Origin of the sequence: Terriglobus sp. YAF25, assembly GCF_052113305.1 — a bacterium.
Taxonomy (GTDB): domain Bacteria; phylum Acidobacteriota; class Terriglobia; order Terriglobales; family Acidobacteriaceae; genus Terriglobus.
In genome coordinates, this window is the sequence record NZ_JBFRCY010000292.1 from 1 (window position 1) to 7283 (window position 7283).

The window sequence follows — 7283 nt, forward strand, 5'->3', positions numbered from 1 at the left end:
CACCGGTGTGTGCGGGTAGTGGAACCTAGAAAATCCAGTGTCACGATAGTGTCTATTGTACGAATTCGCGGCTGTTAAATCGAAATGGCCCGCAGGTTCGCGGGCCATTTTGGGGTAATAGACAGAATTACTTCGGTTCTTTGTCGAACTCCAGCGATGCGGAATTGATGCAGTAGCGAAGACCAGTGGGGCGAGGACCGTCGGGGAAGACGTGGCCAAGGTGGCCGCCACAGCGCGCGCAGGTCACCTCGATCCGGCGCATGCCGTAGCTGCTGTCCTCATGCGCCTCAATTACATCAGCCGAGATAGGCTGCCAGAAGCTGGGCCAGCCGGAACCTGAGTCGAACTTCTTGTCTGAGGTAAACAGCTCGGCGCCGCACCCTGCACAACAATAGGTTCCATCTTGGTGATTCTGGTGCAGAGCACCGGTAAATGCCGGTTCTGTACCTTTCCGGCGCAGGATATGGAACTGCTCCGGTGTGAGTTGCTGACGCCACTCCTCTTCGGTCTTGTGGATCTTGCCGCTGGTCGTCGTCTGCTCATCGAGCATAGGTGTTTCGGCCATTGGAATCTCCTTTTGCTTGTTAGACGCCTGGAGGGCTTAAGCGGATTCCTTGGCGATGACCTCGATCTCAACCAAAGCATCCTTGGGCAGCGCTGCTACCTGGATCGTGGTGCGCGCCGGAGCCACGGTGCCCGCCGGGGCAAGATACCTGGCGTAAATCTCGTTCATTGCGGCGAAATCCTTCATGTCCTTGAGGAAGACAGTGGTCTTGACCACATGCACCATATCCAGGCCGGCGGCGGCGAGAACAGCTTTCAGGTTTTCCAGTACGCGGACGGTCTGCTCTTTAATGCCACCTTCGATCAGGTTGCCGGTAACGGGGTCGAGGGCGACCTGGCCGGAGGTGAAGAGTGTGTCACCTACGCGGATAGCCTGCGAATAGGGGCCGATGGCGGCCGGTGCTTCCTTGGTGGAGACGGCGGTCTTGTTGGTGTCGCTCATGAGGGCAGTTTACGCCAGCCGGGTTTACGGGACAGAGTTGAGCGCGGGGAACAGATTGCGGAGCATTGCTGGTTGAACATCCCCCATCACACTGATCTGGCCCCAACCTCTAGACTGCAGATAGCCGCTTTGATGGGCAATGTGATACCCGGCCTGATAACAGGATTCAGCGATGCCCGTGGGAAGAGCGAAGGTCGCGATGACAGGTGAGGCTTCGTGGTCCTGAGTCAACGGTGGAAGCTCTGCAGTGAGCAGGTTTTCGCGGACAAGAGCGGCAACTTCGGCATAGCGGCGGAAGCGTGCCTGGGTTCTGGAAGCTGAACCGTAGTAGTGGCGTAGAGCAGCATGCAGGGCTACAACCTGAGGCGAAGCAAGAGTGAACCTGGGAGCTTCGGCGTGGATGGCGGCATGAATATCGAAGACGGATGGAAGATGCCGTGGCTGCATCCGATCAAGCGCATCTTCATTCGCGAAGATAAGAGCGAGGCCCGCATATGAACCCAGAGCCTTTCCACTGACTGCGGATGCGAGAAAGAGAGCGAGGCCCTCGAGCGGCACAGCACCGAGACTGCTGACGCAGTCTGCCATGAGGGGAATGCCGTGTTCGCGGCAGAGCCGGTCGAGCCGATGCAATGGATTCAGACGGCCAGTACTGGTTTCAAGATGAACGGCCCATACCCATGCAGGGCGCCGTTGTATGGCATCTGCGATCTGCTGGAAGTTCCATGCTTCGTTCCACTTCCACTCGAGCACTTCATGGCGAAGGCCGGCACGAAGAGCTTGCCCAAGGAGGCGGCCGCCAAACTCTCCGTTTGCCACCATCGCCGGAAGAGGGACTCGTGGACGCCGGCCGGGAGTTTTTCCAGGGAGAGGGCCATGGGAACGAAGCTGGCGTCGCCATCGGGAACGGGCGGACCCAATGCTTCAAAACCAACGGAGCGATACATATCGAGGCGTTCGACTACGCCGGAGATGAGGAGATGGGTGCAACCATCGCGCCTGGCGAAGTCATAGACCTTCCAGAAGAGTCCGGCCAGCACCATGCCTCCGCGCGACTGCGGAGTGACTGCAAGCATCCGCACTTCGCACGGTTTTGTGCCGAAGGCGTAGATCGCGGCTTTTGCAGGCAGACGCTTTTCGGTTGAGAAGGGAGGCGTGGTGTTAGCGGAGATCATGCCCTGCAGCTTGCCGTCGCGCAGAGCGATGAAATAACGGTTTGTCGCGTGGAAGCGGTCTGGCAGTCTGCCGTTTTCTCGCGGAGCGTGCTGCTGGATTTCTTCCGCGAATGTCTGGTGATTTAGCCGCTCGATCTGGTCGATCTCTTCGGCGGAAGACGCTTCCTTGAAAACCAGCCCTCGCATCTCCCGGCAATGTTACAGGAATGTTTCAGCGCCGGGGAGGGTTTACTGTGCCCCGGCTGGTCCGGCCCAGTAGCTCTGGCGGGCGCGGAGTTTCGCGTCGGGATAGTCGGGGATGGAGATGGTGATGCGATGCAGCCCCGGTTCGACGGTGGCCGGCGGCTGGAAGCTGAGCAGGTAATAGTCGTGGATGTGGTTCGACAGCCGCAACATACCGTTATCGAAGCCTTTCTGGGTGGTGAAGTTGATGTACTCGCCGCCTGAGAGCTCTGACAGGGTTTTGGGGACGTTCTTCTTCAGGGCGTTGACTGCCATGACGAGGAGACCGAGGGGCCCGGAGCCCATCTGGCCGTGGAAGAGGCTATTCACAATCTCGGTTTTGCCGGGGTTAAAGCTTACGGAATCAACGACGACATTCGAGCGGCCGAGTTCTTCAACGACGGCTTCGGGTTTGACCTTGCTGCCGTGGTCCCGGGTCTCCCCGACGAGCAGGATGGCGCGCCGGTAGCGGCTGGGACGCTGGGACAGAGCTTCGGCGGCATATTTCACGGCGTCGAGCGTGTTGGCCCCGCCATCTTCGCAGGGCTTGAGGGCGTTCAGCGTCATTGTGGTCTTCTCCATGTTGCCGGTGAAGTCCTGCAACAGCTCCGGGCCGGAGGCGTAACGGGCCACAGCGATGAGCTTGGGTGCACCGCCGACGATGCTTTCTACCATCGTTGCCAGGCCGCTGATGTTACCGAACTGCATCATGGACTCGCGGCCGCACTCCACCATGACGAAGAGCGCGATGCCCTGCTGATCGGCGTCTTCATCGAGACGGATCTTCTGCTCGACCCCGTTATCCTGCACCACAAATTGTTCAGGTTTAAGGCCATAGAGCCGCTCGCCCTTGTAATCGACTGAAACCGGTACCTGCACCAGGTTGGTGTTGACGCGGATGGTCGGGGTTTCCTGCGCGAAGGAGATGCTGGAGACGAGGAGGAGAAGCGCGGCGAAGAGGCTCTTCTTCATGGATGTTCAGGATAACCTGTATAACATTTTGCCGTTATTTTTGTGGCATAATGTTGGTATGAATACCGCAATGGTCCAAATCGGTGATTGGCTCGGTCTCGGTGCTCCGGTGACCGAGGCGGCGGTGCTGAAGATCGTTGAAGCGCGGCTCGCGCCCTCGGTCGTTGGGCGCCTCTCGGAGCTTGGGCTGGAGCGGGCGGAGATCGACGCAGTTGTGATTCCGTCGCGCACCCTGCAGCATCGCAAGGCGAAGCGAGAGAAGCTGACGCTGGAGGAGTCTGACCGGGTACTGCGGGTGATCCGTGTGCTCTCGGCGGCAGAAGCAACGTACGGCTCGCGCGAGCGTGCACTGGCGTGGCTTCGCCGGCCGCATGTGAGGTTGGACGAGCGGACCCCATTGTCGCTGCTGAAGACGGACACCGGCAGCCGCATTGTCGAAGAGATGCTGGTAYAGATCGACGAAGGCTTCTTCGTCTAGTGATTCTCTGGCGCATCAGCCGTTTCAAGGATCTGAAGGGCGTTGGCGGACAGCGTGCGCCCGGGCGCTGGCACTTTGCCGGTCAGCCGGTTGTCTATCTGGCAGATCATCCCGCGGCTGCATTGCTCGAAGTCTGTGCGCATACAGCGGCTAATGATGTGCCACCGGCATTCACGTTGCTGCGCATTGTGGGCCCGACGGTGAAGCTGGATGAGATTCGCGCATCACAGCTTGGCGCGGGATGGCAGCACGATCTCGAACGGACACAGCATCTCGGAACAGAGTGGCTGCGTGAGGCTGAAACAGTGCTGCTGAAGATACCGAGCGCGATTGTTCCGGAGACGGCGAATTATCTCTTTAATCCCTTGCATCGCTCGGCAAAGCGATTCCGGATCGCGGAGAGTTATGCGTATCCGTTTGATGCGCGGTTGAAGCGGTAATTTCGGTCTGTAACTTTGTCATCCTGAGCAATGCGAAGGATCTGCTTTCTAATTCCTGCCCGTTAGGGTGGATAGGGAAGCCACAAAAACTAAAGCGGATCGAGCAGAGCTCGATACTCCACATCTCGGCCGTGCCGAGATGTGGGGCACCCCGATGTATGGGCAGCATAAAGCAGGTCCTTCGCTTTGCTCAGGATGACAAAACAAGAAGATGGGTCGCTTTTAGTTCTTATTCACGCGCTGGACGTCGCGGACGCCTTGGACGCGGCGGAGGTCGTTGACCAGTTTGTTCAGGTGTTTCAGGTCGACGGTCTCGACGACAAACTCGACGGTGGCGGTGCCGTCGTCGTTCGAGCGTGATTCCACGCTGCGGATGTTGGTGTCGTCGTCGGAGATGATGGCGGTGAACTCCTTCAGCATACCGGTGCGGTCGTCGCAGGTGAGGATGAGTTTCACGGGATAGGTGGTCTGGCGGGCGTTCGCCGATGGTGTAGCCGACCACTCCACATTGATGCGGCGGTCGCTCTCGTAGAGCAGATTCTGTACGTTTGGACAGCTTCGTGCGTGCACAGCCACGCCTTTACCGCGGGTGACATAGCCCACGATCTCTTCGCCCCGGATGGGATTACAACATCGCGCGCGGTAGACAAGCAGGTCGTCCTGGCCTTCCACCTGCAGCGAGTCTGATCCTTTGCCGAAGAAGACGCGCTTGACCGCCTCGGACATCTGTCCGGGCGTGGGAAGGGTCGGCTCCGTGTCGGTTTCAATCGGCATAGTGCTGCCGGGTTCCAGTTTGTTGAGCACCTGGCGTGATGACAGCTTGCCGAAGCCGAGGCCGGCGAAGAGATCCTCTCCATTGCCGAGACCGTACTCATTGGCAACGCGGGTGAAATCGGCTTCGGTCAGTTTGGTGATGGCGACCTTGAACTTGCGGCCCTCGCGGTCGAGGAGCTTGCGGCCGATCTCGATGGCGCGTTCGCGCTGGTGCACGTTGATCCAGTGCTTGATGTGGCGTCCTTCGGTAGCACCACCACCTTGCCCTTGGGGGTGAAGGTGTAGACCTCCTCCGGGTACAAGTCGATCTTGAGCGTCGACATGAACTCGTTGGGGTCGGTCATCTCGCGCTGCCATTCCATGATCTGGCGTACCCAGGCGAGGCGCTGTTCGTCCTTGTCGGTGACAGATTCGTTAGCCTTGTACTTCCAGTGCGCTGCGATACCTTCTTCGGCGATGCGGTGCATCTCCTCGGTCCGGATCTGCACCTCGAACTGGTGGCCGCCATCGGCGATGAGGGTGGTATGCAGCGACTGGTACATGTTCGGCCGCGGCATGGCGATGAAGTCCTTGATACGGCCGGGGACAGGACGCCAGGTGGAGTGCAGCAGGCCAAGCATGGCGTAGCATTCGCCGACGGTCTGGGTGATGACGCGAACGGCCAGAAGGTCGTAGACCTGGTTCAGTGGAAGCGACCCATCCTGCAGCTTCTGCTGGATGGAGTAGAGACGCTTGATGCGGTACTCGACGCGGCCATGGATGTGGTGTGAGGCGAGTTTCTCCTCCAGGACCTTGGCGATGCCCTGCAGGAAGCGTTCGCCCGCGTCACGGACCTGGTCGACCTCTTTCTCGACCTGCTGGTAGGCGACGGGATCGACGTAGCGGAAGGCAAGGTCTTCGAGTTCGCCGCGAAGCTTACCCATACCCAGGCGATGGGCGAGAGGGGCGTAGACGTCGAGGGTCTCTCTGGCGATCTTCTGCTGCTTCTCGGGTCTCAGGTGCTCCAGCGTCCGCATGTTGTGCAGGCGGTCGGCCAGCTTGATGAGCACAACGCGGACATCGGTGACCATGGCGAGAAGCATCTTGCGGATGTTTTCCGCCTGGTGGTCTTCGCGGTTGGCGAACTTGATCTTGTCGAGCTTGGTGACGCCCTCGACAATGTGGGCGACCTGATCGCTGAAGCGGGTCGAAATCTCGTCGGCGGTGACGTCGGTATCTTCCACCGCGTCATGAAGCAGGCCGGCGGCGATGGCGGTGGCGTCCAGCTTCATCTCCGCGAGCAACTGGGCGACCTCGAGCGGATGGATGACGTAGGGTTCGCCGGAGGCACGTTTTTGGTCGGCGTGGTTCTCCAGGCAGAAGATCCAGGCTTTGCGGATGACCTCCATGTCGTCGCCGGGGCGGAAGGTCCGGACGGTCTCGAGCAGGTGCGCGAACTTTACGTCAATGCGCTGAGCCGAGGCGCTATCCAACCAGGTCAGGTAGGGTGTGACGGAGGTCGGTTTGGCGAGGGGAGCTAAGGGCTTTTCCGCCAGAATGCCGCTGGGAGAGGCCAACGAATCGTGGACCGAGGCATCTTCCAGAGCTTTGGGCACAGAAATCGGCTGCTCCAGATCAACGCCGTTGGCGGCGGAGACGGCGCTGGAGGTGATCTCGGGAGGCGTCAATCCGGACCCAGCCTGCGTGGTCGCAGGCCGTGCGATGGCCATAACTGATTCTAGAGCGTTTTTCCTGTTGCTGGGTATCCCGGAATGGACGTGCGGTGGCGTTTTCATCGCGGAAAACGCCCATCGATGCGGAAACCCTGCTCTACACCCGCAGGAAAAACGCTTTATCCCCTTAAAGAAAAGAACGGAGAGCCGTTTCCGGCCCTCCGCAAGGTTGGTTACTCGTGCTTCGGTTACTGTCGCCGGGACAGACCGATGGTGAAGGAGAGCATAAAGCTGCGTCCGGGCAGGAGGCCCACGGTGTCTCCTGAGGCTGGCGTGAAGACGTAGTTGGTGCGGGTGAGCGGTACCGAACCAGTCGGATTCACGCTGGTGATGTTGTGCTGGTCGAAGAGGTTGTTGACGCTGAAGCGGATCTTGGTCTGGTCGAAGATGGATCCGCGGCGCATCGTGAAGTTCACGTACATGTTGGTGACGTTGAACGTATCGATCGGCACCGCCTGGTTGGCATTGGTTCCAAGGACCGGGTTCAATTGCACAGGGTCGGTC

General features: G+C 59.5%; 9 protein-coding genes and 1 pseudogene. 2 read left to right on the top strand and 8 right to left on the bottom strand.

Annotated elements, in window-relative coordinates; all coding sequences use genetic code 11:
• Positions 1–127: 127 nt before the first annotated feature.
• Genes msrB through AB4043_RS13480 form a run of 5 tightly spaced genes read right to left on the bottom strand, consistent with a single transcriptional unit; the run spans position 128 to position 3375 of the window.
• Positions 128–565: a peptide-methionine (R)-S-oxide reductase MsrB gene (gene msrB / locus AB4043_RS13460; RefSeq protein ID WP_442302176.1), complete on the bottom strand. Its 438-nt coding sequence runs from the start codon at positions 563–565 to the stop codon at positions 128–130.
• 36 nt (positions 566–601) lie between these two features.
• Positions 602–1006, bottom strand: coding sequence for a RidA family protein (locus AB4043_RS13465; protein ID WP_442302177.1), 405 nt, complete (start codon positions 1004–1006; stop codon positions 602–604).
• A 24-nt stretch (positions 1007–1030) separates the two neighbouring features.
• Positions 1031–1759: an aminotransferase class V-fold PLP-dependent enzyme gene (locus AB4043_RS13470; RefSeq protein ID WP_442302178.1), complete on the bottom strand. Its 729-nt coding sequence runs from the start codon at positions 1757–1759 to the stop codon at positions 1031–1033.
• Positions 1645–2367: a GNAT family N-acetyltransferase gene (locus AB4043_RS13475; protein WP_442302179.1), complete on the bottom strand. Its 723-nt coding sequence runs from the start codon at positions 2365–2367 to the stop codon at positions 1645–1647. The genes AB4043_RS13470 and AB4043_RS13475 overlap by 115 nt, the downstream gene beginning before the upstream one ends.
• A gap of 42 nt (positions 2368–2409) precedes the next feature.
• Positions 2410–3375, bottom strand: a complete 966-nt coding sequence (locus AB4043_RS13480) for a VWA domain-containing protein (protein ID WP_442302180.1) — start codon at positions 3373–3375, stop codon at positions 2410–2412.
• A 70-nt stretch (positions 3376–3445) separates the two neighbouring features.
• Between AB4043_RS13480 and AB4043_RS13485 the strand changes: the two genes are divergently transcribed.
• Both AB4043_RS13485 and AB4043_RS13490 read left to right on the top strand, forming a co-directional pair.
• Entirely contained in the window at positions 3446–3853 is a 408-nt protein-coding gene (locus tag AB4043_RS13485; protein ID WP_442307268.1) for an antitoxin Xre/MbcA/ParS toxin-binding domain-containing protein, read from the top strand.
• Positions 3853–4293 (top strand): RES family NAD+ phosphorylase, encoded by a 441-nt coding sequence (locus AB4043_RS13490; RefSeq protein ID WP_442302182.1) that lies wholly within the window; start codon positions 3853–3855, stop codon positions 4291–4293. Before AB4043_RS13485 ends, AB4043_RS13490 begins: the two co-directional genes overlap by 1 nt.
• A 222-nt stretch (positions 4294–4515) precedes the next feature.
• Here the strand turns inward: AB4043_RS13490 and AB4043_RS13495 are convergent, their stop codons facing one another.
• The 3 genes and pseudogenes from AB4043_RS13495 to AB4043_RS13505 all read right to left on the bottom strand — a co-directional run.
• Positions 4516–5283: an ACT domain-containing protein gene (locus AB4043_RS13495; RefSeq protein WP_442307269.1), complete on the bottom strand. Its 768-nt coding sequence runs from the start codon at positions 5281–5283 to the stop codon at positions 4516–4518.
• A complete protein-coding gene (locus tag AB4043_RS13500; protein ID WP_442307270.1) occupies positions 5196–6776 on the bottom strand; it encodes a RelA/SpoT family protein in 1581 nt (526 codons plus the stop codon). Before AB4043_RS13500 ends, AB4043_RS13495 begins: the two co-directional genes overlap by 88 nt.
• 191 nt (positions 6777–6967) lie before the next feature.
• A pseudogene (locus AB4043_RS13505) lies at positions 6968–7283 on the bottom strand (hypothetical protein); the annotation flags it as partial.

Coding starts and splice junctions, on each gene's coding strand:
- msrB (WP_442302176.1), bottom strand. CDS start 565: ATGGCCGAAACACCTATGCTCGATGAGCAGACGACGACCAGCGGCAAG.
- AB4043_RS13465 (WP_442302177.1), bottom strand. CDS start 1,006: ATGAGCGACACCAACAAGACCGCCGTCTCCACCAAGGAAGCACCGGCC.
- AB4043_RS13480 (WP_442302180.1), bottom strand. CDS start 3,375: ATGAAGAAGAGCCTCTTCGCCGCGCTTCTCCTCCTCGTCTCCAGCATC.
- AB4043_RS13475 (WP_442302179.1), bottom strand. CDS start 2,367: ATGCGAGGGCTGGTTTTCAAGGAAGCGTCTTCCGCCGAAGAGATCGAC.
- AB4043_RS13500 (WP_442307270.1), bottom strand. CDS start 6,776: ATGGCCATCGCACGGCCTGCGACCACGCAGGCTGGGTCCGGATTGACG.